We start from the raw sequence: 25351 nt of genomic DNA, 5'->3' as shown, positions 1-25351 counted from the left end.
TCCCTTCGGCGCGGACCGGTGCCTACGGATGCCGAGTGGCTCGGCGTCCGTGGCTATGTGTCCGGCGCTGGTTTCGCGCGAGTTCGTGTGAGTCCGTGTCATGGGATGTGGCTCCGCGGCAGTGGGTCTCGTCGCGGAGCCGGAGCGGGTCAGGCCCTCCGGGCGGTCGCGTCGCCCTTCGTGAAAACGGAGGCCAGGCCGTAGAACGCGGTCGCGGTGCCGGCGAGGAGCGCGTCGACATCGCTCTCGCTCCAGCCGGTGAGCAGTTCGTCCACGGTGGCGGCCCACCGGTTCCAGCCACCCGCCAGGTTGGCGACCGGCCAGTCCGAGCCGAACATCAGCCGCTCGGGGCCGAAGGCCGAGAGCAGCACCTCCCAGACCGGGCGGATGTCGGCGGTGGTCCAGCGGGTGTGGTCGGCCTCGGTGATCAGCCCCGAGACCTTGCACACCACCTGCGGGTGCCCGGCGAGCTGCCGCATCCGGCGTTCCCACTCGGCGATGTCCCCACGGGCGATGTCCGGCTTGCCCGCGTGGTTGAGCACCTGGGGCAGGTCCGGGAAGCGTTCCGCGAGCCGGATAGCCTGACCGAGCTGGTGGTCGCGCACGAGCACGTCGTAGCGGAGTCCGCGCTCCCGGGCCGCCCTCAACCCGCTTTCCACATCGGGGTGTTGGAGCCAGTCGGGGTCGGTCTCGCTCTGGACGAGGTGCCGCAGGGAGCGCAGGTATCCGCCGCCCGGTCCGGCTTGCAGCTGGTCGAGTACGTCACCGATGGCCGGTGACGTCAGGTCGGCCCAGCCGACCACGGCCTGGATCAGGGGCTCCCGCTCGGCGAGCGCGAGCAGGTCCTCGGTCTCGGCGATCTCCGCGATGCACTGGACGACCACTGTGCTGTGCAGCCGTCGGCCCGCGATGGGGTGGGTGGCGGTGGTGCGCAGGTCGTCGGGGGTGAAGGTGCGGCGGATCGATGCCACGTCGGGGTCGTCGAGCCAGGGCTGCGGACGGTGGGCGAGGTCCCACAGGTGGTGGTGGGCGTCGACGAGCACGGGTGCGTTCATGGGGTGGTCCAAGTCGGGTCGGGCGGGTGCGGGCCGGCTCTGGCCGGTGCGGGCCGGATCAGACGGTGGCGTCGCCGTCGGGCGGGCTCAGATGCCAGATCTCGGGGAGCTCGGTCCACTGGCGTCCCTCCCCCCGGTCGGGGAAGGGCTCCTGGCACGGATCGGTGAGCTTCCACCACCGCTGGGTCTCGGGGTCGGCCTCGATGGAGGCCATGTCCACCTCGAAGTCGTCGCCGATGTACTCCATGTAGGCGAAGAGCACGTCACCGTGGAGGAAGATGCTGTAGTTGCGGATGTTCGCCCGGAGCAGGGCGGCTTCTACGCCGGGCCACACGGCGGAGTGGAGCCGGAGGTACTCCTCGCGGTGTTCGGGACGGAGCCTGATGGTCTGGGCGATGCGCTTCACGCCGGTTCCCCTGTCGTCTCGGTGGAGTCGGCCTGCTCGGCCTCGGTGTCGAACGGGGTCCGGTAACTGGGAGTACGGGTGCGCAGCCCGAGCCGCAGGGTGAGCCGGATGCGGGTGGAGGCGGGCAGACGGACCGTCAGGTACGGGCCGTCGCACGGGACCTCGGCCTCGGAGACAACTGGCTCGGTGTGCCCGTAGTCGTACATGTCGCCGATCCAGCCGTCGTCCTGGCAGGTGGTGTACCGGACGCTGGTGATGGTGTGTTCGGCGAACGCGCCCGCCTGGACGATCACCGTGCGGTCGGTTTCGGGGGCCAGGTTGACCAGCTCGACGGTGGTCGCCTCGGGGTCGATGGAGGTGACCAGGGCGGCGACGTCGGCGGGCAGGCCGGCCCGGCGGGCGTCGGCGTCGTGGTAGCGCAGTCGGGCCTGCTGGAGACCGCCCTGGTACAGCACCTGCGGGCCGCCCCAGGTGAGTTGCACCAGGGCCTCGGTGACCACCGGGTTGCACAGCTGCCACACATGGATGTCGGCCTCGGGCACGTCCAGGTCGCGATAGCGGTCGATGCGCCGCAGCCGGTGGCGGACCTGGGCCTGTGCCATGGCGAGGATGCGCTCGGGGTAGTCGGGGTCGTCGCCGGAGAGGAAGGCGAACCACGCCTTCTCGTGCCCGGAGTCCTCCTTGGACCGGAACGGCCGCACCGTGCGCCAGTCGATGCCGTCCGCTTCGCGCAGTCCCGCCAGCCGGGCCCGGTCGGCCTCGGAGGAGGTGTGGTGCCACAGGGCCACCGGCACGGGGGGCGTGGCCGGGTTGTAATCGAACCAGCCGGAGTCGTTGTGGCGGAACGGCAGGTGCGGTGTGGGCGTGTGACGGTCCGGACCGAGTTCCACCGCCCACTTGGAGGGCAGGCTGGAGTCGGCCTCCGTGTGGGGCATGACCTTGGCGTGGCCTATGAGGGTGTCGAGCGAGGTGGCAACCATGGAGAGGTAGTCGTCGTCGCCGGTGACCGTGGCCGCCGCGAGCGCCGCCACGCAGGCCGCGTGACCGAGGCTGTGCCAGCCGTGGGGCCACGACCAGCCGTAGTGGCCGCCGTACCAGCGCCCTTCCAGCATGGTGCCGACCTCGCCGTCCGGGCCCACGTTGTCCGGGATCAGGCCGCCCTGTTCGCGGGTGCGCTCGCGCCAGGCGCCCACGTACTCGACGATCCAGTCGCGGTAGCGCTCCTCGCCGGACAGGATCCAGGCGTTGAGGACCAGCCCGGCCGCGGCGAGGTTGACCGCGGTGTCGCCGACGCCCATCCGGTCCCGCATCTGGTCGCCGAGGCGCGGGTCCGCCGACAGGGGGAAGGGGCCGTTCGCCGCCTCGGGGATCCACTCGAGGGGGAAGCCGTAGGTCTCCGCCTCCTTCGGCAGCCAGGGGTAGACGTCGCCGTCGAAGAGGCCGGTGCGGTCGGGGTCGCTGCCGTTGTGCGGGCGGGCGATGATGCGGTGTTCGGGGTCGTAGTTGCCCTTGGCCGGGTCGACGTACAACTCGGCGAAACGCAGGGCGCGCTCACGCCAGCGGTCGGGTGCGGCCATGCACAGGAAGTACAGCAGCAGCAGGCTCTCGCCCTGGTGGAACCAGTCGTAGCCGCGTTCGAACTCGTCGCGCAGCATGTCCAGTTCGGTCAGCTGCCTGGTGACGCCCTCCCAGTGCTTCTCGCTGGCGGGGAGCAGGTCGTCGGCGCCGCCGAGGAGGTACAGCTGGGGCCAGTTGAAGAACACTTCGTAGAAGTCGTCCACGCCGTCGCGGGTGGTGAGCGGGCCGGTGTAGTTGAGGCGCCCGTCGGGGCCGGTGAAGTCGCGGGCGAAGCGGCGCCAGGCGTGGTCGAGAAGGTCGAACAGCGCGCGCTGGGCCACGGCCCAGCCGGGGGGTTCGAGCAGCGGCACTGCGGCCTGGACGTCGGAAGCGGGGGTGGACCGGTCGGCGGCCGGGATGTCGTCGCCGGGGTCGCCGGGGTCGCCGGAGAGGTGGGAGTCAGGGCTGTATGGCATGAGAGCTGTTACTCCTTGGTGGCGCCGGCGAGCATTCCGCTGACCAGGAAGCGCTGGGCGAACAGGAACACGACGAGTACCGGTGTGATGGCGACCAGCGTGGCCAGTGCCAGTTGCGGGCGTTGGATGGCGAGGGTGCCGACGGTCGGGTTGAACGACGGCACGTTGCTGAGAAGACTGCCGACGCCCACCTGGATGGGCATCTGGTCGCTGTCGGGGAGCATGACGTAGGGCAGGAAGTAGTTGGTCCAGTTGGCGACGAAGCTGAAGAAGCCGACCAGCGCGATGACGGGCGTGGCCAGCGGCAGCGCGATGTGCCGGAAGACGCCGAACTCGGAGCAGCCGTCCATGCGTGCCGCGGCCAGGAGGTCCTTGGGGACGGCGGTCGTGAAGTAGATGTAGGTGAGGTACACGCCGAACGGGTAGAACGAGTAGGGCAGGATGATCGACCACATCGTGCCGATCAGGTGCACCGCGTTGAGCTCCAGGAACAGCGGCACCACCAGGGTGGCGTTCGGCATCAGCATCACGACCAGGGTCGCGATCAGCAGCGTGCGTCGGCCGCGGAACTCGGTCATCGCCAGCGCGTACCCCGCGGGAATGGCCAGGCAGAGCGTGATGACCAGTGAGATCGCGGCGTAGACGGCGGAGTTGCGCAGCCACAGCAGGATGGCGTTGTCCTGGAAGGCGGTGAGCGCGTGCCAGTTGGCCTTGAAGGCGTGCCAGGAGCCGAAGGTCAGGGGGTTGTCGTGGACGAGTTGCTGGTCGGTCTTGGTCGCCGCGAGCAGCAGCCACAGCACCGGCAGGACGAAGAACACCACGAAGACGGTGAGCACGGAGCCCGCCAGCAGCCGGGAGGCCACGTGCTGCGGGGACCGGCGGCGCCGCCGCGGTTCCCCGTGCCGGGTTCGGCTCATGGCGTTCGTGTCCCGTTCCGTGCGTGGGGCGGTGGCAAGGGGAGTGGGTCGTGTGTCAGTCGGCATCGAAGAACCCCGATCGTGCGACGAAGACACCGGCGACCGACACGCTGACGACCAGGAGCTCCACCGAGACGGCGGCCGCGCCGTTGATGTTGTTCATCTGGAAGGCGAAGTCGTAGGTGAGCTGATTGAGCGAGTAGTCGCGTCCGGCCACGCCCGTACTGGCCAGGGACAGCAGCTGCGGCTCCACGAAGAGCTGAGCGCCGCCCGCGAAGGCCAGGATCACCATGTACACGATCCACTTGCGGAGCATGGGGATCTGCACCCGCCAGGCGGTCTGCCAGCCGTTCGCGCCGTCGATCCGCGCGGCCTCCATGACGTCCTTGGGGATGTTGTTGAGCGCGCCGTACATGACGACGATCCAGCCGCCCGCCCCGGTCCAGAACGCGATGATCGTGAACAGCAGGGCCAGGTTGCCGGGGGCGATGACCTCGCCGAAGGTGTGAAAGCCCAGCGTCTCCAGCAGGGAGCTGACCGGGCTGACCGTCGGGTCGAGCATGAACAGCCACACCAGGACGCTCGCGGCGCCGGCGAGGGCGCCGGGGATGTAGTAGAGGAAGCGCAGTGCCTGACTGAGCGGCCCCAAGGACAGCTTGTGCAGGAGCAGCGCCAGGACCACCACGAACACCACGAGTGAGACCAGCCAGAAGACCAGGTAAAGGGCCACGTGGCTCAGGGAGTCGACGAATCGGAAGTCCTGTGCCGTGGTGACGAAGTTGGAGATGCCGGTGAAGGCGCCTCCGGCGTCCGTGAACGCGAAGTAGATCGCGTAGCAGGTGGGAAGGACGCCGAAGGCGACCAGCAGCAGTACGTAACCGGCGACGAATGCCACGCCGGCCCGGCTTTGCCGGGAGGTGCCGCGAGGGCGCCCCCGGACGGAGCCGGCCGAGGAGGGCGTGAGCGTCACCGGGAGACCTTGTATCCGTCGGCCTTGGCGTACTTGACGATCGAGTCCTGCCAGGCGGGCAGCAGCGATTCGATGCTCTTGCCCTGTGTCAGGCCGGGCTTGACGGTGGCGGCCCAGATCGCCTCCTGGCTGAACTGGCCCGACCCCCAGTCCGACCACACCTGCGAGGAGGCGTCCTTGAGAGGTGTGAGGTCGCCGACGAAGTAGCCGGAGGCGGCCTGTGCCTTCAGCCAGTTCTCGGCGGCGGGCGCGTACGCCGGGAAGCCGGGGGCCTTCTCGCCCTGGTAGGCGTTGTCGGTGGTGACCCACTTCAGGAAGTCGGTGGCCGCCTTGATGTGCTCGGAGTGCTGGGACAGCAGCCAGGTGCCGCCGCCGACGTTGCCGGTGGACGGCGAGGTCTCACCCTGCCACTGCGGCATGGGCGCCACCGCGATCTGCTTGGCCGGGGTCTTGAAGGTGCCCTGGAACAGAGCGCCGCCGTACCAGGCCGGGCCGGGCATGAGCAGTACCTTGTCGGCCTTGTTCTTGGCGAAGTCGGTGCTGAAGACGCCGCTGATGGACATGGACTTGTTCTTGATCAGCACGTCCATGAGCTTGGCCATCTTGGTGCAGGCCTCGCTGGCGGTGTTGACCGACGCGGACTTGGGGCCGGTGATGTGGTTGGCGCCGCACTTGCTCGCCCACAGGTAGATCTCGGGGGTGAAGGAGTCGCCCGCGTCGCCCACGAGGTAGCCGGGGTGCTTCTTGGCGACCTTCTCGCCGATCCGCTGGTATTCCTCCCAGGTCGTCGGCACCGTGTAGCCGAACTTCTTCATCAGCGGGGCGTTGTACCAGAGCACGGCCTGGGAGAGGTCGTTGCGCAGGCAGTACATGGTGCCGTCGACCGTGCAGACGTCGTTGGCACCCTTCGCGAACCCGCCGAGGGTCGCGTCCGGGATCAGGCCCTTGTTCAGCGGGGCGGCGAAGCCGGCGTCGACCGCCCAGGTCACCTCGTTGTTCTGGGAGCTGAAGACGACGTCGGGCCACCCCTTGCCGGTGCGGTTGAAGAGCTGGACCTTGGTCTGGAGGTAGTTCGAGCCGTTGGCGTCGCCGTCGTAGCTGACGATGTTCATCTTCACGTCCGGGTGCGACGCCTGGTACTGCTTCGCGGCGTCCATCCGGGTCGCGTCCACCCAGACGGTCAACGCCCCGTCCTTCTGCGGCGCCTGGGCGAAGCCGTCCTTGGTGGTCGTACCGGCGCCGCCACCACTGCCGCAGGCGGCCACGGTGAGCAGCACGGTGGCGGCACAGCCGGCCAGCAGCGAGATACGTCTCCTGCTGGTCCCTGTCTCCTGGGCGGCCGAAGGCTTGTAGACGGACATGAGCGACTCCACTGGGTTTGCTTGCGGCTACTGACGGCTCTGTCGTACCGCCGAGGAAAGAAATTAGCCGCGATATCGACGGGCGAGTCAAGGGGTGAGTAGGTCTTTTCTTGAGATTCGGCGTGCATGTCAAGGTGACTACTGCGAGTCATATACGCAGCTAAAACGGCACTAAAGGCCATAATTTGCATGCAGACTGATGATCAGGAGCGCCAAATGAGTCCGACTTATTAGAGTGTCTGGGGTAGGATGAACGCGGTTTAAGGTTGATCAGTCACCGTCGTCGCAGCCACCCGGAGGCAGGACACATGAAGGACACGCCCGTCGTGGCGGCAGAGGTGAACGGCGCGGACGAGCGGCGCGACTACCGGCCCGGTTACGAGGTCGTGGCGGAGCGGATCCTCGAGTTCATCGCCGAGTCGCGCCTGCTTCCCGGCGACCGGATCCCCACGGAGAAGGACCTGGCCCTGCAGCTGGGCACCAGCCGGGGGGTTGTCCGAGATGCCGTGAAGATCCTCTCGGCCCTCGGCCGGGTCCGGGTGCACAAGGGGCGCGGACTGTTCGTCGCGGACGAGGACGGCATGCTGATCACCAGCCGCTGGGCCGGCTTCTTCCGGCCCGTGGACCTCGATCACGTGCTCATGCTGTTCGAGTTCCGCGGGGTTCAGGAAACGGTTGCCGCCAAGCTCGCGGCCACCCGGGCCACGCCCGCCGAACTGCGCACCATCGAGGTCGCCATGCAGCAGTGCCGGCACGGGTACGTCCACGGTGAGGTCGACGTCTTCAACCAGGCGGACGACGACTTCCACGCCGCCGTGGCCGCGGCTTCGCACAACCCGTTCCTCGGCAGCGCGGTGCGTGAGGCCCGCCAGCTGCAGCGCCAGTCCAGCGCGATCGTCCACGACACCATCGGCGAGGGCACCGCGGCCGCGGTCGAGGAGCACGAGACGATCTACCGCGCCATTCGCGACGGCCGACCCGACGAGGCCGCCGCGGCCACGGCCGTACACCTCGACCGGACGCTGGAAGACTACCGACGGGAGATCCAGCGCCGCCTGTTCGGCTGACCGTTGTGCCGGCACGTGCCGGAGGGGCTGTCACAGGGTGAGGAGTCGCCGGTCCTGACCGGCGCCACCGGCGACCGGCCACTCGATGAGCATGGCGCTTCGGTGGTCGAGGCGTCGCAGGCATCCAGCAGTGGTCAGCGAGCGGGTCGAGCCGAGGCCGATCTTGAGTCAGTGCCCGCTGCTGCCGTCGTACAAAGTGAGAGTGGGGGGCCTGCGGGCCGCGACGCACCCTCTGGGAGAGGGGGCTTCGGTGGCCCGCCTGCGACGATTTGGGCCCTACGGGGACGAAACCTTGAGGACGACGAGAACGCGGCACGCCGTCTTGCCGTCTGCACCTGCCACCGTGAGGTTTGTGAGGCGGGCCTGTGGAGGAGTGCAGTGGTCTTTGCGGTACTCGCGCGGGCTGACGCCGCCGTGTAGGGGTCGGTCGGCGGCGTGACCGGATGTATCCAACGTGCTGGTGCGGGCGGGCGTGGGGCCCGTCGGTGCCGTCAGGGCTGCGGGGTCGGTCGGCGGCTCGCCCATGCCCGGGCGATGTGCTCGCGCATCGCGCGGGCGGCTCCGTCGGCGTCACGATGGCGGAGCAGTTCGAGTATGGCCACGTGCTCGCCCAGTGACATGGTCAAGCCGTCGCGGGTCGAGTGACCGGTGTAGAGGCGTGATAGGCGGGCCTTGCCGTGAACGCTGCGGATGATCGCCTGACCCAGGAGATTCCCGGAAGCCCTCATGATCATCTCGTGGAAGGCGGCGTCTTCCTCGGCGTAGCGCACCGGGTCGTCCAGTGCCTCCCGCAGCGCGGTGACCTGCTCCTCGAGTTGGGCGAGTTCGAGGTCGGTGATGCGGCCGGCCGCGTCGGCGGCCATCTCGGCTTCCAGGGCGATCCGGACACTGACCAGCTGGTCGAGGGTCGTCAGTGTGCGGTCGTGGCGGAGCCGGGCCTCCAGGACGATGGGGTCCAGGAGATTCCAGTCCTGTTGCTCGCGTACTCGTGTGCCGCGTCCGGGCGCGGCCCTGACGAGCCCTTTTTCTTCGAGTACCTTCACCGATTCGCGCACGACGGTCCGACTGACGCCGAACTCCTCGCACAGCACCGCCTCGATGGGCAGCGCGGAGTCCGGCGGATAGGCCCCGCCCACGATCCGGTCGACGAGATAGGTGACCACGGTGTCGCTGAGCCGGCCGGTCTGCCGTCGGGGAACGGCTCCCAGCGACCCCTCCGAGGGTGCAGACGCCAGTCGTTGACGATTCGCCGGGGTACGGGCCACGTGCGGCTCCTCGTGATCAGTAAATGCCACAGCATACACCTTGTGGATTATGTCATTCGTATGATGAAGTTCGTCCGCCCGGCGACACGCCGGTGAAACATGGCCGAAGTCCGCCGGGTCGCGACCGGGATGGGACCAGGCACGGTGTCGCATCACCGAAGGAGCCCTCGTGCTGTCACTCCGAAGAACGATTCCCTCACACCGCCCCGGGCTGCGGATACGTGCCGCGGCCGCGGCGACGGCGCTCGTCGGCGCCCTGCTCTCCGCAGTCGCGTCCGCCGGAACGGCGCAGGCCGCGACCATGACGACGCTCTACGCGGCGCCGAACGGCACGGGCACCGCTTGCTCCGTGAGCCAGCCGTGTTCGATCACCCAGGCGCAGACCTCGGTGCGTGCGGTCAACGCCGGCATGACCGGCGACATCGTCGTGCAGTTGGCGGACGGCACCTACCGACTCTCCGCTCCGCTCGCCTTCAGTGCCGCCGACTCCGGCACCGGCGGCCACACGGTGATCTGGAAGGCCGCGCTGGGCGCGCATCCCGTCATCACCGGCGCGCAGCGGGCGACGGGCTGGACCTTGCAGGACTCGGCGAAGAACATCTGGAAGGCGGACGTCGGAACCGGGTTCGACACCCGGCAGCTATACGTCGACGGCGTCCTGGCGCAGCGGGCCCGCTCCACGGTCAACCGCTCGGACCTGACCGTGACCACGAGCGGCTACACGTTCACCAACAGCTCGCTGAGCTACCTCAACAGCCTTGCGAACCCCGGCCGGACCGAGATCCACGGCATAGGGTCCTGGACCGACCGCTACGCCCCGGTGTCCGGCATCAGCAACGGCACCATCACCATGACCGAGCCCTCATGGACCAACAACACGTTCGGCTGGGACACCCTGTCCCACCCGCTCCGGGTCGGCCCGCTCTACATCGAGAACGCCTACGAGTTCCTCGACACCGCCGGTGAGTGGTACCTCGACACCAACACCGGCACCCTGTACTACAAGCCGCTGCCGGGGCAGAGCATGAGCACCGCGGACGTCGAGGTGCCGAAGCTCGACTCGCTCGTCGACGTCGGGGGAAGCTATGCCTCTCCTGCCACCCACATCACGTTCTCCGGGCTGCAGTTCTCGGGCACCAGCTGGACGGGGCCGAGCGGCAGCAACGGGTACTCCGCCCAGCAGACCGGGACCTACCTGGCCGGCACCTGGTCCGTCCCGTCGGACTGGCTGACCTCCTGCAACGGTAACGGCTGCAAGTTGTTCGAGGCGACCCGCCCGCACTGGAACCAGATGCCGGCCGCCGTCCAGGTCTCGGCCGCCGACCACATCACCTTCACCGGCAACCGGTTCGCCAACCTCGGGCAGCTCGCCCTCGGCATCGGCCAGGACGCCAACGCCCACGCCACCGGCGTCGGACTCGGTGCCGACACCATCACCGCCACCGGGAACGTCTTCACCCAGGACGCGGGCGGCGGCATCGTCGTCGGCGGGCTCCAGGCGGACGCGCACCACCCCAGTGACAGCCGGATGACCAACAAGAACATCACCCTGAACGACAACGTCATCCACGACGTGGCGATCGACTACCGCGACATGACGGGCCTCCTGGTCACGTACGTCAACGGCGCGAGCGTCTCGCACAACGAGGTGTACAACCTGCCCTACTCGGGCCTCGCCATCGGCTACGGCTGGGGCGTCAACGACCCGGGCGGCAGCCCGGACTACGCGAACCGGGGCCTGTACGACTACCAGCCCGTCTACTCGACGCCCACCACGGCCCAGAACAACACCGTCACGGGCAACCACATCCACGACATCATGCAGCAGATGGCCGACGGCGGCTGCGTGTACACCCTGTCGGCCTCGCCCGGCAGCACGATCACGGGGAACTACTGCCACAACACCAACAACTACTACGGCCTTTACCACGACGAAGGCTCCCGGAACTTCACCGACACCAACAACGTCGTGCGCTACACCAACCAGTGGCTCTTCGCCCACGTCAGCTCAACCCACAACACCGGCGCCCTGACCGCCACCGACAACTGGACAAACAACGACAACGCCAACATCAGCAGCACCGACGGCCACGGTGACACGGTCAGCGGCACCGTCGTCGTCACCGACGGCAACTGGCCGTCCGGCGCGCAGACCGTCATGAACAACGCCGGCATCGAGCCGCAGTACCGGCCGCTGACCACCGGCGCCGTCACCGGCCCCTACAGCGCCTACTCCTCCACCCCCGCCGCCACCGGACAGACCGGCGGCTTCTTCACCGTCACCGACGCGGGCACGGACATCTGGGGCGCGGGCGGCCAGCACGACGACACCTACGGCACCGTCTACCAGGCAGGCGCCGCCGTCAACGGCACCTCGGTGACCGCCCGGGTCGACAACGTCGACAACACCAACGGCTGGGCCAAGGCCGGAGTCGTGCTGCGCAACAACCTCACCGGCAGCGGCTCCTCACCCGGCTACGCGACCGTGGTGGTGACCCCGGCCAACGGCGTCAGCTTCCAGTGGGACTCCAACGGCGACGGCTACCTCGACCAGCTGACCTCCACGGCCACCTCGGTCAAGGCACCGGTCTGGGTGCGGCTCACCCGCACCGCCACCCAGGTGTCCGGCTCCTACTCCACCGACGGATCCACCTTCACCCAGATCGGCTCGGCGGTGACCCTGCCGTCCATGGCCGCCACCCAGGACGCCGGAGTCATCCACACCGCCCACAGCACCACACCCGGCAGCGCGACCTTCAGCAAACTCCAGATCGTCACCTCGCCCTGGCGTGCCTACAGCTCCATCCCGGCCGCGGTGGGCCAGAGCCAGGGAGTGACCTCCCTGACCAGCGCGGGTATCGACACCTGGGAAACGACCGCGCTGCACGACGACGAGTACTCCGCGGCCTACCAGCCGGCCGCCGCGGGGACCTCCTCCACGGTCACCGTCCACGTCGACAGCCAGGACAACACCAACGCCTGGGGCAAGGCCGGGCTGATGCTGCGCAACAGCATCGCCGCAGCCGGCTCGTCCACCGGGTACGCCTCCCTCGCCGTCACTCCCGGCAACGGCGTCAGCCTGGAGTGGGACTCCGACAGCGACGGCTACGTCGACAAGATCACCACCAAGACCGGCCGCTCCGCCCCCGTCTGGCTCCGGCTGGTCAGGAGCGGTACGTCGATCACCGGTTCCTACTCCACCGACGGCACCGCCTGGACCACCGTCGGCACGGCCACACTGACCGGAGCGAACAGCAGCCTGGACGCGGGCACGTTCTTCACGGCCCACGCCCCGACACCCGGCACCGCGAGCTTCAGCCAGTTCTCCATCAGCTGACGAAGCGGAAGGGGCACCCGGGACTGCCACAGGACCGCCAGGCTCAGCGTCGCCTGGCGGTCCTGGGCCACGCCTAGGATGTGACGCAGACGTCGCGCTGACCGGGACCGGCATCGTCCCGGCCGGCGGGCAGCTCTACAAGATCGTGAACAGGAACAGCGGCAAGGTCCTCGACATCAACGGCTTCAGTCACCGGAGGGGGACTTCGATTCAGCGGCACTCCTTCGCCGGCGGCAACAACCAGCTGTGGCCCTTCCAGCCGACCACCGGCGGGTACCTCATCTGCAACTGGACCCATCAATGGCATGGTCGCCGACGGCTGGGGCTCCACCACCAACGGCGACCCTGTCCGGCAGGAGGCCTGGGACGGCAGCGACACGCAGCAGCGACCACGGCGGTCTGGCCGGCGGCGACCTTGTCGGCGAGGACCCTGGAGCAGCTGCCGAGGAAGTTCCGGCGCGGCCGGCGCACCCTGATCCGCACCGACTTCACCGGCGTACCCAGAAGTTCCTCGACCAGGGCCTGTATGGAGTTGTGATCAAGGCTGTGATCCGCTGTGTCGGATCACAGAGGAGGCCGGCGCATAATTCGAGTCCGGCCTGGTAGCTTTCAGGCTTTTTGTCGTAGCGGCCACCGTGCACCGTGTCCTCGTTCTGCGGGGACTCAGCCGGCTGCGCGACATCGATCCCCGCCCACTGGCGAGCAACTGCGCAAAGTCATCCGCTACGAACACGAACGCATTGGCGACTTGATCCACGTAGACATCAAGAAGCTCGGTCGCACCCCCGTCGGCGGTGGGTGGCGGATGCACGGCCAGGGGGACCGGCTCGCCTGCACCGAGGCCCTGGACGACGAGAGGCCGTCACCGCGGTCGCCTTCTGGCACCGCGCCGCTGCCTTCGTCGCCGCCCACGGCATCACCTCGATCCGCCGTTACCTCACCGACAACGGGTCGTGCCACCGGTCCACGACCTGGGCCAACGCGCTCGCCGCGACCGGTACGACGCACAAGCGGACCCGGCCCTACACCCCGCGCACGAACGGGAAAGTAGAGCGCTATAACGGGACACTCGCCCGCGAGTGGGCGTACGTGCGCGACTACACGTCCGGACACGAACGCCGCGTCACGCTCGCCGAGTTTGTGAACTACTACAACCACGAGCGGCCACACCGTACGGGAAGCCCCGAGATCACGACAGAAGGTGTGATTGGCGGTGCCGGCCACGGCGGTGACCGGCACCCATGGCGACACCCAACTGAATGGCGGGGCCGCCCGCACCACCACGCGCCCGGCAATCAGCAGATTGTCGCCCGGGGCGAGCCGCAACACGTCACGCAAGGCGTGCGGCGCGGCGACACCGACACTCGTCAGCGCCGCCGCCTCGGCCAGGTCCGCTTTGCCCGGGGCCAGGCTGACGGTCGATGCCTTCACGGTGATGAACTCGGCGGCGGCCCCGACACGGCTAGGCACGTCGGTGAGGAAGAACCTCCACACCCGTTGTCCGTGCGTCAGGTCGGTCACGCCGCCGCCGAGGGCGACCACCTCCCCGGTGAAGATCCCGGCAGGTCCGTTTGGGGAAGCTGCGGCCCTACATGATCCTCATGCCACCGGACCGGATCGACACATCGACCGGGTTGACGCTCGTGCCGTGGACGCGGACGAGCAACTCGCCGGCGCCCGGCTGCGGCCGCGCGACTACGCGAATCTCCAGCCCCTGGGGACCGCCGTACCCGCCGTACTCCACGGCGCGCATCATCGGCCGGGCGGCCTGCCCGGAGGTGGTCAGGAGGGGTCTCACCGATCGGCGAACGCCGTTTCGATCGTCTTTTTCATGAGTGCCACGGTGGTCCGCATGGTGCTGGTGGCGTAGTCGACGACCGACGCGGGCGCGAACTCGGTCGTCCAGACGAGATGGACTCCCTCCTCGTCCTCCCGCACGGTCTGTGACCCCAGGTGGTGTGTCAGCGGACCGCCCTCGGTCGCTTGGTAGGTGAGCTTTCGGGCGCCATCGTCGACTCCGACGATGCGCTCGGTGATCTTCATGTCATCGGCGAACGTCACCGTCCTGCTGTCCGGTCCCTTTTCCACGTGGAGCGCGAATCCCGGGATGAGCCGGGTGTCCACCGCATAGACATCGCGCACGGCATCCCACGCGAACTCCGCGCTGGCATCGACGACGACATCGACCGTCACCGAGCTCACGCCGGCTTCTTCGTAGCGAACTTCCATGAGCAAGGTCATGGTGTTTCTCCTTCTCTCTTCTGATCGTCTGCTGCAGTGCGGGCCATCGCCGGCCCGGGTTGGTGCGGCTGGTGCTCGCCGGGAACGTCAGGGCACCATCACGACCCGGCCGATGCGGCCGCGCTGCTCGGCGTGGTGGTGCGCGGCCGCGGCGTCGGCCAGGGGGAAGACGCGGTCGATCACGGCTTCCAGTTCGCCGTCCGCGATGCGGCGGATGAGGTCCGCCATGTATGCGTGGACCCGGGCCTCATGGAGCAGTGAGGCGAGCCCTACGCCGTGGAGCGTCGTGTTGCTGCGGATCAGGCTCACGACGTCGACCGTGCTCTCTTCGCGGGAAGCCGTGCCCAGCGGGACGATGTGCCCGCCGTGACGGGTGGCCTCGATCAGCTGCTGGAGCAGCGAACCGCCCACGCAGTCGACGGCCAGGTCGACACCACGCCCGCCGGTCAGAGCCAGGACACGGTCACGGACGTTCTCGCCTCGGTAGTCGATTCCCTCGTCGAGGCCGTAACGACGCAGCTCCTCGAACCGCGCCGGGTTCGACGCGCTCCCGATCACGCGGGCACCCGCCTTCTTGGCGAGCTGCATCGCCGCCAGCCCGACCCCGCTGGCCGCCCCTTGCACCAGCACGGTGTCGCCGCTCGTGAGACGGCCGCGCTCGAACAGCGCCTCGTAGGCGGTCGAGAAGGTGACCGGCACCAAGGCCGCCGCCTTCGGATCGAAACCGTCCGGCAGCACCCAGCAGTGCTCCGGGCGTACGACGCGCAGTTCGGCATGGGAACCGGCCGGCAGTCCATGGGCCTGCCCGAAAGCGCAGACCTTCTGGCCGACCTCCAAGCCCGTGACCGCGGAGCCCACCGCCACGACCTCACCGGCACTGCTGTAACCGAGGACGAACCCGTCCGCCGGAGGGGGTATAAGGAGACGGCACATCAGGTCGCCGCCCTCGATGCTGATGGCCTCCGTCCTGATCAGAACCTCGTCGGTGCCGGGGACGGGGTCCGGCACATCCTCGTAACTGAGCACTTCGGGGCCGCCGTTGCGGCGATAGACAGCTGCCTTCACTCTTCAGCGCCTTTCTTGGGGGGGCAACGCCCTGCGGCGAATGCCGTGTCGGTCAATTACGGGTGGCCGTGGGCGGCCTCGGAGACGGCGGCCCATGCGTCCCAGGTGGACAGGCGCGCGTCGTAGTGGCTGCGGACCTTGGGCAGGGCCGACTTGCCCAGAATCAGCCGGAGCGGGGGCTCGGCGGCGTCGACCGCCGCCAGCACGGCCGGCGGCGTGGCGGCGGGGTCGCCGACGGCCGCGGGGTCGAAGTCCGCGTACAGGGCCTGGCGGGCTTCGTCGTAGGCGGGGTTCTCGGGTGACGCCTTGAGGGAGGCGGGGGACGCGAACTCGGTGGCGTAGGGCCCGGGTTCGATGATGGTGACCTTGATGCCGAGGTGGGCGACTTCCTTCGACAGGGCCTCCATCATCCCTTCCAGCGCCCACTTGGAGGCGTTGTACAGACCGAGGGTCGCCTCGCCCATCAGTCCGCCCTGGCTGGACACCGCCAGGATGTGGCCGCCTCCCTGCGCGCGCAGGAAGGGAAGCGCCGCCTGCGTCACCCAGAGCGCCCCGAGCAGGTTGGTGTCGAGCAGCTCCCGGACATCGGCCTCCTGGACCTCCTCGACGGCACCGCGCAGGCCGTGACCGGCGTTGTTGACGATCACGTCGAGCCGCCCGAAGTGGTCGTGGGCGGCGGCCACGGCGTCGAACACGGCGCCGCGCCGGGTGACGTCCAGCGGCAGGACCAGCAAGGAGTCGGGGTACGCCGCGGCCAGCGACTTGAGCCTGCTCTCGTCGCGCGCGGTCGCGGCGACCTTGTCGCCCCGCTGCAGCGCGGCCTCCGCCCACAGCCGGCCGAAGCCGCGTGAGCAACCGGTCATGAACCAGACCTTCTCGGTCATGTGTGTCTCCTGTTCTTGTTTCGGGATCCCGTCGGCGCCGGCGGCGTCGAACCCTTCCGGGCCGGTGGTGCCGCTCATGCCGCCGCTCCTTCCGGGACGGACGGGGGGTTCGAGAGGGCGTCGCGCCACGGGGTGCGGGCAGCTATGGCCTGCTGCCAGCCACGGATGCGCCTGGGTGGCATGCCGACGGCCAGGACACCGGTGAGCCGGTCGCCAAAGCGGTAGACCGCGGTGAACTTGCTTTCCGCCAGGCTGCCTTCGACTATCCGTACCTCGTCGTGACCGCGCAGGTAGCCGTAGGCACGGATCTTCATGTCGTACTGGTCGGACCAGAAATAAGGGACGGGCGCGAAGGGCCGCCGGGCGCCCAGGAGGTTGCGGGCGGCGGCCATGCCCTGTTCGGTGGCGTTGGTGCGGTGCTCGACGCGCATCGAGGTGTCGAAGAGCGGGTTGTGCCAGCGGGCCACGTCGCCCGCGCCGTACACGCCGGGTGCGGCGGCACAGAACTCGTCGCAGACCAGTCCGTCGTCGAGGGCGAGGCCGCTGCCGGTCAGCCACTCGGTGTTGGGCCGGGAGCCGACGGCCACCAGCACCGTCTCGGCCTCGACCGTGCTGCCGTCGGCCAGCCGTACGCCGCCGGAGACGACCTCGGTGACCCCTGTCCCGGTGCGCAGGTCCACGCCGTGCTCGAGGTGGGCTTGGGCGAGGATGCGGCCGATGTCCTCGCCGACCGCGTGAGCCAGTGGGACGGGCGCGGGTTCGATGAGGGTCACACGGGTGCCCGAAGCGGCCGCCACCGCCGCGGCCTCGGCGCCCAGGAACCCGGCGCCGACCACGGCCAGGCTGCGGCCCGGGCCGAGGCGGTCCTTGAGGGCGAGGGCGTCGTCCAGGGTGCGCAGGGTGTGGGCCGGGGTACCGGGCATCCGCCGGGGGCGGACTCCGGTGGCCACGACCAGTCCGTCGTACGCCACCTCGCTGCCGTCGGACAGCAGCACCGTCCGGGCGGCGAGGTCCACTCCGATGGCCTCGCGGCCGTAACGGGCGTCCAGGCCGAGGGCGTTGAGTTCGGCCTCGGTACGCAAGGGCAGCCGGTCCGGTGTCCAGGCGCCGCGGAGGATTTCCTTCGACAGCGGCGGCCGGTCGTAGGGAGCGGTGGCCTCGTCGCCGATGAGCGTGATGGTGCCGGTGTGACCCGACCGGCGCAGGGTTTCGGCGGCGGCGAGACCGGCCGCGGAGGCGCCGGCGATGACGACGCGGCCCGGTGCGCCGGCCGGCTCACCGGCCGTGCCCGTGGTCATGACTCTCCCAGGCGGATGGCGGCCGCGGGGCACACGGTGGCCGATTCACGGACGGCGTCGTGGAGTTCGGCGGGCGGGGCGGCGTCGAGGAGGACGACCATGCCGTCCTCGTCCCGCTGGTCGAAGACGTCGGGGGCGAGCATGACGCACTGGCCCGAGGCGACGCACTTGGGAACGTCGACTTCTACACGCATGACGGTTCTTCCCTGTGGGGGGGCGGTGGGGTGGGTAAGCGGGTGCGGGTCACCAGGTGACGGGCAGTTCGTGGACGCCGTAGACGATGGAATCCCGCTTGAAAGCGATGTCCTCCATCGGCACGGCGACCTTCAGGCCGGGGAGCCGGCGGAAGAGTTCCGGCAGGACTATCTGGAGTTCGGCGCGGGCCAGCGGCTGGCCGAGGCACTGGTGGATGCCGTAGCCGAAGGCCAGGTGCCGGCGGGCGTCGGCGCGTTCCAGGTCGAGGTCGTCGGGGGCGGCGAAGATCTCCGGGTCGCGGTTGGCGACTCCGACCGGGATGATCACACCCTCGCCGGCGCGGATGGTGACGCCGCCGATGGTGACGTCCTCCACGGCCGTACGGCGCAGTCCGCCGTGCACGATCGAGATGTGGCGCAGCAACTCCTCGACCGCGTCTGCCACCTGGTCCTGTTCGCCGAGCACGTACGGGATCTGCTCGGGATGGTGCAGCAGGGTGATGGTGCTCAGCGCGATCATGTTCGCCGTCGTCTCGTGCCCGGCGAACAGCAGGAAGGAGCTCAGGTCGGCCGCGTCCTGCTCGGTGATGACACCGGCGTCGACCTGCTCGGCGAGCCGGGTGACCAGGTCGTCGCCAGGCGTCGTGCGCTTGGTCCGCACGAGTTCCAGCAGATACGTGGCCAGTGCCTGCTGCGCACGGGTGGTCTCCTCCGCCGTGGCGGTCAGGTCGACGAAGACCTTCGAGTGCCGCTGGAAAAAGGGGTGGTCCTCGTACGGCACGCCCAGCAGTTCGCAGATCACCAGGGAGGGCAACGGCAGCGCGAAGCGCTCCACGAAATCGGCCGGGCCCGGCCGCCCCGTGAGGTCACCGAGGAGCTCGTCGGTCAGACGGGCGATGGCCGGACGCAGCGCGTCGATACGTTTGACCATGAACTCCCGGGTCAGGGTGCGCCGCATCAGGGCGTGCACGGGGTCGTCATGGCCCTGGAAGAAGCCGCGCCGGGGCTGCGGGGTGCCTGGCTTGAAGTTGGGCGCACCGGGCCGGGACGGGTCGGAGCTGAACGCCGGGCTGCCGAGCACCGCCCGCGCGTCCTCCCAGCGGGTCACGAGCCACGGGCTGAGTTGCCCCTCCCACAGGGAGACCCGGGTGACCGGGCGCTCCGTCCGCAGTTCGGCATACAGGGGCGGAGGATCAAGAGGCGCGTCCTTCGGCCGGGCGAGTTCGAACGCGGGGACGGACACAGACGAGGGCATAGCTGTTCCTCTCCACCATCAACTAACAGCGTTAGGTGTTCTGCTCTGTAGACTAACACCGTTAGTCGAAGGGTGTGGAGCCGCTCCCCCCTTTGCGGCGTCGGCCGTACGGGTAGCGGGCCGGGCGGGCAGATAGGGTGCACACAGCGAGGAGGTGGCCATGAAGGAGCAGGTCAGACGGGTGCCCAATGTGCGGGGCGAGGGGGAACGGCTACGGCAGGAGATCCTCGACGCGGCGACCCGCATCCTGGAGGAGACGGGACGCGAGGACGCGCTCTCCCTGCGAGGAGTGGCCCGCGAGGTCGGCATCTCCGCGCCCAGCGTCTATCTGCACTTCAAGGACAAGACCGAACTGGTCGCCACCGTGCTCGACGCCGCCTACCGGGCGCTGGCCGCAGCGATGGGCGCGGCCGGCGAAGCGGCCGCCGCGGCCGGCGCCGCCCCGTGGGAGCGGATAGGGGCCACCACCGCCGCCTACCGCAGATTCGCCATCGACAAGCCCCGCCGGTACCGGCTGATGTTCAGCCTGGAATACGAACCCGAGCGTCAGCCCTCCGCCGAGACCCCCCTCGGCACCGTGCTCCAGGCATGGACCCACGCCGTGGACACCTATCTCGCGGCGATCGCGCCCGCCCGTCGACCGGAAGCGGAGACCATCGGCATCCACCTGTGGACCGCCCTGCACGGCCAACTGGTCCTCTGGCACACCCTGCCAGGTCACCACACCAGCAGCGAAGACATCCTGATCGAACTGGAGCAGTCATTGCTGCACCGGCTGCTGCCCATACCGGCCCCTCAGCCATCAACCCCGACGCTCGACGCCGCACACAGCCAGCGAGGCAGTTGAGAACGTCGCACCGGACGCCGCTGAAGCGCGGCTACCGCTCGAATCGGCCGGCGCTGCACCACGAGCAGGGGGTTCGTTCACCGATCCGGCACCCACACCGGCCGCTGCCCCAACCTCATCGGACAGCCCGCGTACGGCACCAGCTCCAAGGTCGTCCTGACCACCGCGCACCTCGACCACACACCGGAACTGCGACCCTGTCGGTAACCCGGGCTATCAGAACGTGCGGAATGCTCCGCGATCAGCGCCGAAGAGAGAGGAGGAGACCGGCGAGGGCCAGGAGCATCCAGGCAGCCAGATAGCCGAATGCGGCTGCTGGGGAGAACACACTCCAGAGGATGCCAGCGATGGTGGACGCGGCGAGGTTGCCGAGGGACTGCGCGTGCGGGAGATCCTTCGGGCCGGTGCCGACGCGATCAAGGTGTGCACCACCGGGGGAGTGGCCTCGCCCGGCGACGACCCCCGGCACGCGCATTTCCGCGACGACGAACTCGCCATGATGATGGCCGAGGTCCGCGCCGCCGGGGTGCACGCGACGGCGCATGTTGCCTCCGGCCTCGGCGAGCCGGATCACGGCGAGCGGCGCCGACAGCGTGGGCACCAACCAGGTGCCGTGGGCGAGCATCAGCTCGATTCCCTCGTCGTCGAGGTAGATACCTCGGTGAACTGGCCCTCATGGAGAAGGGCGGTATGAGTCCCGCCGAGGTCCTGGCCACCACCACGTCCTCGGCCGCCGACCTGCTCGGTATGAGCGACCTGACGGGCCGCTGCGCCCAGGCCTCCTCGCCGACCTCGTCGTCGTCGACGGCGACCCCCGCCCATCCCGCGATAGCTCCCGCTGGTCGGCCTGGCGCTGGAGGGCATGCAGGCCTCGACGGCGACGCCCGCGTCCGTTCGCGCGGCTCGGCGGTCACGGGTCCTGGGCACGCCCCGCGGGACGGCGGCGATCGCCGGCAGTCACACCGCGGAACGCCTGTCTATGAACACAGTGTCCCGGCGGTCTCGATGAACAGTTCCGCGATGGCCTTGGCCGACGGTGTCGGTGGAGTGTCGCGCAGCCGGGTGAGCAGGATGCGGCGAACGGGGGCCGAGGGGCCCAGGTCGATGGTGGTGACGTCGTCCCGCAGGCTGGCCAGGGCGAACCTGGGGGCGAGCGTGATGCCCAGGCCGACCGCCGCCATGGCCTGGGCTTCCTGGTAGTCGTGTGCCCGGTAGGCGATCTTCGGCTCGAAGCCGGCGGCACGGCAGCTACGGGTGAGCAGCTCGGCGACCGGGTGATCGCCCCGGACGATCCAGTTCTCCTCGGCCAGCTCCTCAAAACCGGCGGAGTGCCGGGCGGTGAGCGGGTGGCTGGTGGCGACGACCAGGCAGGTGTGGTCGTCCAGCAGATGGGTGACATCGAGGTTGGTCTCGTCCAGGCGCCGCCACGGATAGTCCCACATCAAGGACAGCTCGATCTCCCGGCTCTCCAGGAGGTCCATCAGGCCGGCGTTGCGGTCGCTGTGCACGGCCAGCTCAACCTGCGGGTACCGGGTGCGAAAGGCGCGCACGACGCGGGGCAGCAGGGATGCGGCGATGGTGGGGAAGGTACCGATGTGCAAGGTCCCGCTGTGCAGGCCCGCGATGTCATCGAGGGATCGGCGTGCGGCTCGCAACTGGCGATCGATCCGTGCGGCATGCTCGACCAGAGTGCGGCCGGCCTCGGTGAGCGTGACGCCCCGGGGGTGCCGCGCGATCAGCGGCTGCCCGGCCTCCGCTTCCAGCCTGCTGATCTGCTGGGACACCGCCGAGGGCGTATAGCTCAGGGCGATCGAGGCCGCCGTGATGGAGCCCCGGCGAGCCACCTCGGCCAGCACCAGCATGCGGCGTACATCGAGGCTCATCCCGACCGCCTTAAGCATTCATGAAAGCAGCTTCAATTTCTTTCGATTGTACTGATGGCGCTGCTGGCGCATCGTCGTACTGCCCGGCGGGCGGGCCGCGCAGCCGTCAACCCGCCCGCCGGGCCCTGGTGAAAGAGATTCAAGCTGCGGTCGCGTACGCACACAGTCCCTGATCCGTACGCCCCAGCCCCGAAAGGATCTCCGATCCGGGCAACTGCTGTCCGAACCCATGGGAGTACACATGACCGAGCAGTGGGACGTCGTCGTGGTCGGCGGCGGGAACGCCGGCTTCAGCGCGGCTCAGTCCGCCCGACAGCAGGGAGCACGGGTGCTGCTGCTGGAGAAGGCCCCCCGCCAATGGGCCGGAGGCAACTCCTACTTCACTGCCGGGGCGATGCGCACCAGCCACGGCGGGCTCACCGACCTCACCTCACTGGTCGAGCCACTTCCCGCGGACCGCGCAGGACGCGTCGACCTCGCCCCCTACACCGACGACGACTTCCTCGCCGACCTGACCCGGGTGACCCAGGGAAGGACCGACCCCGAACTCGCCCGGATCCTGGTCGGTGAATCCCGCGAGACGATGACCTGGCTGCGCAGCCTCGGCCTGCGATTCGAGCTCATGTTCCACCGGCAGGCTTACGAGGTGGACGGACGCTACCGATTCTGGGGCGGACTGGCCGTCGGCGTGGTCGGCGGGGGCAAAGGAATGATCGACCAGCACCTTGCCGCCGCCGCTCGCAGCGGCATCGAAATCCGCTTCGACAGCCCCGTCACCGGCCTGGCCACCGCAGCCGACGGCTCCGTTGGCGGCGTGACGCTCGCCGACGGGCAGCGCATCGAGGCCGACGGCGTGGTCCTCACCAGCGGCGGCTTCGAGGCCAACCCGCAGATGCGGGCCGGCTACCTGGGCGCGGGCTGGGACCTGGCCCTGGTGCGCGGAACCCCGTACAACACCGGCGAGGGCATCCGCATGGCCCTGGCGGCCGGCGCGCAACCCTACGGCCACTGGAGCGGCTGCCACGCGGTGGCCTGGGACAGCCAAGCCCGAGCGACCGGCGACCGGGAGCTGACCAACCAACTCACTCGCGGCGGCTACCCGTTCGGCATCGTGGTCAACGCCGAGGGGCGCCGGTTCGTCGACGAGGGAGCGGACTTCCGCAACTACACCTACGCCAAGTACGGTGCCGAGATCCTCAAGCAACCGGCAGGCGTCGCCTACCAGCTCTTCGACGCGACGTCCGCGCCGCTGCTGCGCCCCGAGGAGTACGCCTCTGCGGGCATCACCAGGGTGGAGTCCGACACCGTGGAGGGCCTGGCCAAGGAACTCGGCATGGACGAGGGCCGGCTGGCGGAGACGGTTGAGCGGTTCAACGCCGCCGTTGTCCCCGGTCGCTTCGACCCGACGGTCAAGGACGGCTGCCGGACCGAGGGCATCACCCCTCCCAAGTCCAACTGGGCCCAGCCGCTGACCACTCCTCCGTACGTCGCCTTCCCGGTGACCTGCGGCATCACCTTCACCTTCGGCGGGCTGCGGATCGACGCCGACGCGCGGGTGCTGGACCTGAGCGGCCGCCCCGTCCCTGGGCTGTACGCGGCCGGCGAACTCGTCGGCGGGCTCTTCTGGTTCAACTACCCTGGAGGCTCCGGCCTCACCGCCGGTTCGGTGCTCGGCAGGCGCGCCGGGCGCTCAGCAGCCGCCGACACGCATTGACGGCGACGCCGCAACGGGTTGAATCACACGGTGTGTGGTAGATGCGGTGACCGCCTGCTTCGTCGATGAAGTCGGCCCGCGCGCCCCAGCGGTTGCTGACGCACGGCTGTGGTGATGACGCACGAAGCCTTCCGAGGGGCCTGGATTCGTCCTTGAAAGCGCCTCTGAGCTGCATGTTTCCCGGGTGGGGTCAGACTGCATACCTTCCCGATGACGCGCCACCTGGAGTGCGTGGCGATCCATGAGTCGACCGCCAAAGCCCCTGGCCTGCGGTTTGGGGAATTGTCGCTCGGTTCGACGACTTGGTTCGGGAGTTGCAACGGGTGGACGTGGAGGGCATGCCTGAGCTGTGGTTTCCGGAGCTTCGGCAGCGGTCCGCGCGCCGGCGTCGCCGGGCCATGGCGATTTCTTGACGCAGGAATGACAAATGTTCCGAATAAAAGTTAAGTCCGTTTCTGGTAGTGGCCTCGTCCGGGCTCGGTGAGGAAGCCTTGACGGAGGAGGCGTCCGAGGTGAGCGCGGGTGACATTGACCGACGCCTCGTCGATGGGCACGCCGAGGAGTTCGTGCAGCTCAGATCGGAACTCCTGGTCGGGGTGCTGGTTGAAGGCGTCCGCGACGGCCCGGTAAACGCTGTGTCGCGTAGTTCACCGGCCCGGGTCGTGGCCTTCTCGTGCTGCGCCTGGAGGTCTGCCAGGAGCTTGAGGACTTTCACGCAGCCGGCTCGAGGGTGTCGCGCCAGGCCGGACTCGGGACGGTGAGGCGGCGGGTCATGTTCGCGATGGCGGCCCAGTAGACGCGTGAGGCGCAGCATGGGAGTCAGGGGCTGCCTGTTCGTTGTTTGCTCGTGGATGTGTAATTAGGGGGGGTGTTCCGGTGTCCGGTCTGTGGCGTACGAGAGCGCCGCCGCCCGTGACCTGCATCATCGGCTGTGACGGCACGAAGAGCCGCGGACACGAGCTGCTCGCACAGCAGTCAGATGGTGGCCCGGAGAGCGGATGGCCGCTCCGTTCGTGCCGATTCAGGCATACAAAGGCCAGCCGCATCCGGTTCTCCCACCCCCAACGCCATATGGAGACACCATGAGCCTGCGCGACATGCCCGAAAAGCAGCGACGACACGCGCTCGAACTGCTCGCCGTCAGCGCCATCGGGCTTGTCCCCTGGACCTTCCTGCTGGCCGTGACCCTGCCGACCGACTACCACGTGCACGAATGGCGGGCGGCTTGGGTCGGATTCGACATCCTGCTGATCGCGGCCATGGCATCCACGGCTTACTTCGGCTGGCGGCAGCGGCCTCGCCGTCTCCGCAATGGCCACCGGAGTCCTGCTGATCTGCGACGCCTGGTTCGATGTGTCGCTCGCCATCAACACATCGGATATCTGGCTGTCGTCGGCCCTGGCGGTATTCGCGGAACTCCCCATGGCAGTCTTCCTCATCCATCGGACGTACTCACTGCTCCCAGCTGCCGTCGCCGCTGATCTCGTTGAGACCGAAGTCGAGGCATGACTCCGAGGCTTGTAGTTTGAAGATTGGCGCGGTCGGTGGCGTGGGAGCTG

General features: G+C 69.0%; 23 protein-coding genes. 8 read left to right on the top strand and 15 right to left on the bottom strand.

Annotation, left to right across the window (positions count from 1 at the left end; all coding sequences use genetic code 11):
* Positions 1 to 149 precede the first annotated feature (149 nt).
* From CRP49_RS42755 to CRP49_RS42730, 6 genes are read right to left on the bottom strand one after another with little or no spacing between them, the layout of a single operon-like run.
* Positions 150 to 1055, bottom strand: coding sequence for an amidohydrolase (locus CRP49_RS42755; RefSeq protein WP_097258726.1), 906 nt, complete (start codon positions 1053 to 1055; stop codon positions 150 to 152).
* A gap of 58 nt (positions 1056 to 1113) precedes the next feature.
* Entirely contained in the window at positions 1114 to 1461 is a 348-nt protein-coding gene (locus CRP49_RS42750) for an L-rhamnose mutarotase (protein WP_030944749.1), read from the bottom strand.
* A complete protein-coding gene (locus CRP49_RS42745; protein WP_097258725.1) occupies positions 1458 to 3494 on the bottom strand; it encodes a hypothetical protein in 2037 nt (678 codons plus the stop codon). Before CRP49_RS42745 ends, CRP49_RS42750 begins: the two co-directional genes overlap by 4 nt.
* 8 nt (positions 3495 to 3502) lie before the next feature.
* The gene (locus tag CRP49_RS42740; protein WP_231976292.1) at positions 3503 to 4411 is read right to left on the bottom strand and encodes a carbohydrate ABC transporter permease; all 909 of its coding nucleotides are present in this window, start codon (positions 4409 to 4411) and stop codon (positions 3503 to 3505) included.
* Positions 4412 to 4466: 55 nt separating this feature from the next.
* On the bottom strand, positions 4467 to 5381 hold the full coding sequence (locus CRP49_RS42735) for a carbohydrate ABC transporter permease (RefSeq protein ID WP_097258724.1): 915 nt from the start codon (positions 5379 to 5381) through the stop codon (positions 4467 to 4469).
* Entirely contained in the window at positions 5378 to 6742 is a 1365-nt protein-coding gene (locus CRP49_RS42730) for an ABC transporter substrate-binding protein (RefSeq protein ID WP_097258723.1), read from the bottom strand. Before CRP49_RS42730 ends, CRP49_RS42735 begins: the two co-directional genes overlap by 4 nt.
* A 308-nt stretch (positions 6743 to 7050) precedes the next feature.
* Here CRP49_RS42730 and CRP49_RS42725 point away from each other — a divergent pair, with 308 nt between their 5' ends.
* Complete coding sequence (locus CRP49_RS42725) at positions 7051 to 7809, top strand: FadR/GntR family transcriptional regulator (RefSeq protein WP_030944761.1); 759 nt, start codon at positions 7051 to 7053, stop codon at positions 7807 to 7809.
* Between the two features lie 491 nt (positions 7810 to 8300).
* Here CRP49_RS42725 and CRP49_RS42720 read toward each other — a convergent pair whose 3' ends face one another.
* Entirely contained in the window at positions 8301 to 9074 is a 774-nt protein-coding gene (locus CRP49_RS42720; RefSeq protein ID WP_179852033.1) for a FadR/GntR family transcriptional regulator, read from the bottom strand.
* Between the two features lie 169 nt (positions 9075 to 9243).
* Here CRP49_RS42720 and CRP49_RS42715 point away from each other — a divergent pair, with 169 nt between their 5' ends.
* From CRP49_RS42715 to CRP49_RS49480, 3 genes are all read left to right on the top strand, one after another.
* Positions 9244 to 12411 (top strand): DUF1349 domain-containing protein, encoded by a 3168-nt coding sequence (locus CRP49_RS42715; RefSeq protein WP_101418915.1) that lies wholly within the window; start codon positions 9244 to 9246, stop codon positions 12409 to 12411.
* 97 nt (positions 12412 to 12508) lie between these two features.
* Positions 12509 to 12949, top strand: coding sequence for an RICIN domain-containing protein (locus CRP49_RS48705; protein ID WP_097258720.1), 441 nt, complete (start codon positions 12509 to 12511; stop codon positions 12947 to 12949).
* Between the two features lie 104 nt (positions 12950 to 13053).
* Positions 13054 to 14007, top strand: coding sequence for an integrase core domain-containing protein (locus CRP49_RS49480; protein WP_097258719.1), 954 nt, complete (start codon positions 13054 to 13056; stop codon positions 14005 to 14007).
* Here CRP49_RS49480 and CRP49_RS42700 read toward each other — a convergent pair.
* The 7 genes from CRP49_RS42700 to CRP49_RS42670 form a co-directional block, all read right to left on the bottom strand.
* Positions 14000 to 14209 carry a hypothetical protein gene (locus CRP49_RS42700; protein WP_097258718.1) on the bottom strand — a complete coding sequence of 70 codons (210 nt, stop codon included), beginning with the start codon at positions 14207 to 14209 and terminating at the stop codon, positions 14000 to 14002. The genes CRP49_RS49480 and CRP49_RS42700 overlap by 8 nt on opposite strands.
* The gene (locus CRP49_RS42695; protein WP_097258717.1) at positions 14206 to 14652 is read right to left on the bottom strand and encodes an SRPBCC family protein; all 447 of its coding nucleotides are present in this window, start codon (positions 14650 to 14652) and stop codon (positions 14206 to 14208) included. The genes CRP49_RS42700 and CRP49_RS42695 overlap by 4 nt, the downstream gene beginning before the upstream one ends.
* Positions 14653 to 14739: 87 nt before the next feature.
* Positions 14740 to 15717, bottom strand: a complete 978-nt coding sequence (locus tag CRP49_RS42690) for a zinc-binding alcohol dehydrogenase family protein (RefSeq protein ID WP_079658445.1) — start codon at positions 15715 to 15717, stop codon at positions 14740 to 14742.
* Positions 15718 to 15773: 56 nt separating this feature from the next.
* On the bottom strand, positions 15774 to 16679 hold the full coding sequence (locus CRP49_RS42685; protein ID WP_306459805.1) for an SDR family NAD(P)-dependent oxidoreductase: 906 nt from the start codon (positions 16677 to 16679) through the stop codon (positions 15774 to 15776).
* Positions 16676 to 17899, bottom strand: a complete 1224-nt coding sequence (locus CRP49_RS42680; protein ID WP_097258716.1) for an NAD(P)/FAD-dependent oxidoreductase — start codon at positions 17897 to 17899, stop codon at positions 16676 to 16678. Before CRP49_RS42680 ends, CRP49_RS42685 begins: the two co-directional genes overlap by 4 nt.
* On the bottom strand, positions 17896 to 18093 hold the full coding sequence (locus CRP49_RS42675; protein WP_030944786.1) for a ferredoxin: 198 nt from the start codon (positions 18091 to 18093) through the stop codon (positions 17896 to 17898). The genes CRP49_RS42680 and CRP49_RS42675 overlap by 4 nt, the downstream gene beginning before the upstream one ends.
* Before the next feature lie 49 nt (positions 18094 to 18142).
* On the bottom strand, positions 18143 to 19348 hold the full coding sequence (locus CRP49_RS42670) for a cytochrome P450 (protein ID WP_097258715.1): 1206 nt from the start codon (positions 19346 to 19348) through the stop codon (positions 18143 to 18145).
* Positions 19349 to 19508: 160 nt separating this feature from the next.
* On the opposite strand from CRP49_RS42670, the gene CRP49_RS42665 reads away from it, so the two are divergent.
* Complete coding sequence (locus tag CRP49_RS42665) at positions 19509 to 20195, top strand: TetR/AcrR family transcriptional regulator (protein ID WP_097258714.1); 687 nt, start codon at positions 19509 to 19511, stop codon at positions 20193 to 20195.
* A 223-nt stretch (positions 20196 to 20418) separates the two neighbouring features.
* Entirely contained in the window at positions 20419 to 20889 is a 471-nt protein-coding gene (locus CRP49_RS49475; RefSeq protein ID WP_107424537.1) for an amidohydrolase family protein, read from the top strand.
* A 283-nt stretch (positions 20890 to 21172) separates the two neighbouring features.
* Here the strand turns inward: CRP49_RS49475 and CRP49_RS42655 are convergent, their stop codons facing one another.
* The gene (locus tag CRP49_RS42655; protein WP_097258713.1) at positions 21173 to 22078 is read right to left on the bottom strand and encodes a LysR family transcriptional regulator; all 906 of its coding nucleotides are present in this window, start codon (positions 22076 to 22078) and stop codon (positions 21173 to 21175) included.
* A 241-nt stretch (positions 22079 to 22319) separates the two neighbouring features.
* Here CRP49_RS42655 and tcuA point away from each other — a divergent pair, with 241 nt between their 5' ends.
* A complete protein-coding gene (gene tcuA, locus CRP49_RS42650; protein WP_097258712.1) occupies positions 22320 to 23792 on the top strand; it encodes an FAD-dependent tricarballylate dehydrogenase TcuA in 1473 nt (490 codons plus the stop codon).
* A gap of 1082 nt (positions 23793 to 24874) precedes the next feature.
* The gene (locus CRP49_RS42645) at positions 24875 to 25273 is read left to right on the top strand and encodes a hypothetical protein (protein ID WP_257033827.1); all 399 of its coding nucleotides are present in this window, start codon (positions 24875 to 24877) and stop codon (positions 25271 to 25273) included.
* Positions 25274 to 25351: the final 78 nt, after the last annotated feature.

The sequence above is a fragment of the Streptomyces sp. Ag109_G2-15 genome, assembly GCF_900215565.1.
Classification (GTDB): Bacteria; Actinomycetota; Actinomycetes; order Streptomycetales; family Streptomycetaceae; genus Streptomyces; species Streptomyces diastatochromogenes.
Note: the sequence above shows the minus strand (reverse complement) of the source record. Positions and strands in the feature narration are given on the sequence as shown.

Excerpts from the sequence above, each read along its gene's own strand:
- CRP49_RS42745 (WP_097258725.1), bottom strand. The coding sequence starts at position 3,494 with ATGCCATACAGCCCTGACTCCCACCTCTCCGGCGACCCCGGCGACCCC.
- CRP49_RS42755 (WP_097258726.1), bottom strand. The coding sequence starts at position 1,055 with ATGAACGCACCCGTGCTCGTCGACGCCCACCACCACCTGTGGGACCTC.
- CRP49_RS42655 (WP_097258713.1), bottom strand. The coding sequence starts at position 22,078 with ATGAGCCTCGATGTACGCCGCATGCTGGTGCTGGCCGAGGTGGCTCGC.
- CRP49_RS42675 (WP_030944786.1), bottom strand. The coding sequence starts at position 18,093 with ATGCGTGTAGAAGTCGACGTTCCCAAGTGCGTCGCCTCGGGCCAGTGC.
- tcuA (WP_097258712.1), top strand. The coding sequence starts at position 22,320 with ATGACCGAGCAGTGGGACGTCGTCGTGGTCGGCGGCGGGAACGCCGGC.
- CRP49_RS42725 (WP_030944761.1), top strand. The coding sequence starts at position 7,051 with ATGAAGGACACGCCCGTCGTGGCGGCAGAGGTGAACGGCGCGGACGAG.
- CRP49_RS42740 (WP_231976292.1), bottom strand. The coding sequence starts at position 4,411 with ATGAGCCGAACCCGGCACGGGGAACCGCGGCGGCGCCGCCGGTCCCCG.
- CRP49_RS42685 (WP_306459805.1), bottom strand. The coding sequence starts at position 16,679 with ATGAGCGGCACCACCGGCCCGGAAGGGTTCGACGCCGCCGGCGCCGAC.
- CRP49_RS42665 (WP_097258714.1), top strand. The coding sequence starts at position 19,509 with ATGAAGGAGCAGGTCAGACGGGTGCCCAATGTGCGGGGCGAGGGGGAA.
- CRP49_RS42730 (WP_097258723.1), bottom strand. The coding sequence starts at position 6,742 with ATGTCCGTCTACAAGCCTTCGGCCGCCCAGGAGACAGGGACCAGCAGG.
- CRP49_RS42645 (WP_257033827.1), top strand. The coding sequence starts at position 24,875 with ATGAGCCTGCGCGACATGCCCGAAAAGCAGCGACGACACGCGCTCGAA.
- CRP49_RS42680 (WP_097258716.1), bottom strand. The coding sequence starts at position 17,899 with ATGACCACGGGCACGGCCGGTGAGCCGGCCGGCGCACCGGGCCGCGTC.
- CRP49_RS42670 (WP_097258715.1), bottom strand. The coding sequence starts at position 19,348 with ATGCCCTCGTCTGTGTCCGTCCCCGCGTTCGAACTCGCCCGGCCGAAG.
- CRP49_RS42695 (WP_097258717.1), bottom strand. The coding sequence starts at position 14,652 with ATGACCTTGCTCATGGAAGTTCGCTACGAAGAAGCCGGCGTGAGCTCG.